This window comes from Cereibacter changlensis JA139 (genome assembly GCF_003034985.1).
GTDB lineage: Bacteria > Pseudomonadota > Alphaproteobacteria > Rhodobacterales > Rhodobacteraceae > Cereibacter > Cereibacter changlensis.
In genome coordinates this window covers 1-1299 of sequence record NZ_PZKG01000344.1, presented here as the reverse complement: position 1 = coordinate 1299, position 1299 = coordinate 1, and the positions used below count along the sequence as shown (strand labels likewise).

At 55.4% G+C, this 1299-nt stretch carries 2 protein-coding genes; both read right to left on the bottom strand.

What is annotated here, in order from left to right; translation table 11 throughout:
• Positions 1-483 (bottom strand): hypothetical protein (locus C5F48_RS24960; protein WP_219907842.1); only part of this gene is annotated, 483 nt, incomplete at its 3' end.
• 103 nt (positions 484-586) lie between these two features.
• Positions 587-1299, bottom strand: a 713-nt coding sequence (locus C5F48_RS23920) for a CsgG/HfaB family protein (protein ID WP_219907841.1), incomplete at its 5' end; no start/stop codon positions are given.

The window sequence follows — 1299 nt, the reverse complement described above, 5'->3', positions numbered from 1 at the left end:
GCTGGAGGAATTCAGAGCACCAACTACTGTGGTGCTGACTGCGCCTGCTCCTTTGAAATTGCCCTCGCTTGTCAGATCAATATTGCCGGCGATCTGAGACGTGTTAAGTGCTCCTGTCATGGCGCCGAGTGACCCTGCCACAGAGGTTGCGGACATGATCGGCAGAGTGCCGATCTGAGTCCCGGACAGTTCAATGGCGGATTGGTTAAGAGCCCCAGCGGCTGTCGTCCCTATGGTGTCGAACTGACCACCTGACGCGCCGAGGTCTATTTTGACGTTGCCGGTTACATTCTCCCCGACGCTCTGCGAAATGGTGGCAAACCTGTTGGCAACGCTACCAGCAGTAGAGTTTCCGTCTTGCCCGAGCGCCCCGAGGAAGACCTGCCCACTGATATCTTCGAAGCTATTGACCATTTGAGCCTGTGCCATCGTCGCTCCCGCAACGAAGAGGGTAGCGGCAACCGCAATCTGACGAGCTAGCATTCTTTACTCCTGAACAAACGAACCAGATCACCCTGGCACGTTTCACATCTTTCTGGCGGTGATGCCTCTCAGCCGGCTCCTTTGCCGGTGATCTTGGTCCGGGTCAGGGCTCTGCCTTTTGGACCGGCCTATCAGCAGAAGAAGCCCCACTGGCGTCTTCATGAACTCTGCTGACGTCGCTTGATGCCCCGAAAGGCTCCCCGGTAGTTCGCACTCCGTTTACTGAGCCCAAAGCGTCACCGATAAGTGACCGGCAGCCTTCGTATTCTTCAGGAGGCATACTTTGTGTGAGAAGTTCGAAGGTCGCGAGCTGGAGCATGACACGCAGCGCATAATCTACCGCCTCCCGCCTCATCGCGCCCACATCCGCGTCCACTATGGTCCCTCCCTGTATTCTTGCGGCAGTGAATCCGATCTCGTTCGCAAAAATCTGTTTATGAAGGGAGATGCTCCCAACAATCTGTCCAGTTTGCAAATTCGTCATTGTCAGATCGAGACCCACAAGGATCCGGTTTTGCCGGAAACGCGGGCCGACGCCGCCTATCGTCGCGACCGCACCGCCGCCTGGAATGAAATCAAGGCTATTTATACTGCCTGCTATCAGTAAATGAGCTGGCTCTTGTTGCTGTATGTCTCGGATGCCCCACTGTGCCTCCATAAGAGTTACCGCGGTCTCGCGCCGATTTACCATTCTTGCACCAGTTTTGAACAACGCTGATTGGACCATGTCACCGGCTCCTTGCGTCACGAAGCGGCCAAATCCTCCGTCGTTATATTGTTCCTTGCCAGTCAGATCCGGTATAGACCCTACTGCGA